This is a genomic window from Undibacterium paludis, from assembly GCF_022568815.1.
In the GTDB taxonomy this organism is placed as follows: Bacteria; Pseudomonadota; Gammaproteobacteria; order Burkholderiales; family Burkholderiaceae_D; genus Undibacterium.
Genome location: NZ_JAKZHX010000056.1, coordinates 1 through 772, shown reverse-complemented (window position 1 = coordinate 772; position 772 = coordinate 1). Strand labels below are relative to the sequence as shown.

Here is a 772-nt window from a genome sequence, read left to right as displayed (position 1 = left end):
TGGCGCGCAGCTGGTTCTTGATGCGCTGGAGCATGGATATCAGCCTGCAATGGTCGGCACGGGTGTTTGCCCATCTGGTGCGTTTGCCGGTCTCGTATTTTGAAAAGCGCCATCTTGGCGATGTGGTATCACGCTTTGGTTCTATCGGTGCGATACAGGGCACCTTGACCAGCATGTTTGTGGAAAGCGCTCTCGATGGCCTGATGGCCTTGCTGGCCCTTGGCATGATGCTGGTGTACAGCATCAAACTGACAGGGCTGGTACTGGCGGCAGTCGCCTTGTATATCGGACTGCGCTGGGCCTTTTATCAACCCTTTCGTGAAGCTTCGCAAGAAAGACTGATCCTGTCTTCCAAAGAAAGCAGCCACTTTCTGGAAACGATGCGGGCTGTTACACCGCTGAAACTGTTTGGCCGTGAGACAGAACGCCTGTCACGCTGGCAAAACCTCAAGATTGATGTACAGAACCGCGACATCAAGACACAGAAACTGTCCATCCTCTTCAAGGTCAGCAATACTCTGATCTTTGGCATACAGGGGATAGCCCTGTTCTATATCGGCGCCACCCAGGTCATGCAGAACGTGTTGACGGTGGGCATGCTGATGGCCTTTTCCAGCTATGCGGGCACCTTTACGGGGCGTATCTCCAGCCTGATCGATGTCTTCATCAGTTACCGCATGCTCAGTCTGCATAGCGAAAGGCTGGCTGATATCGTGCTGGAAGAGGCGGAAGCAGAAACCGCCATCGAAACCGATGTCTCCCGCATACAGCC

1 protein-coding gene is annotated in these 772 nt (G+C 53.9%); it reads left to right on the top strand.

What is annotated here, in order from left to right; genetic code table 11:
• Positions 1 to 772, top strand: a 772-nt coding sequence (locus LZ463_RS28890; RefSeq protein ID WP_241459778.1) for an ABC transporter transmembrane domain-containing protein, incomplete at both ends; no start/stop codon positions are given.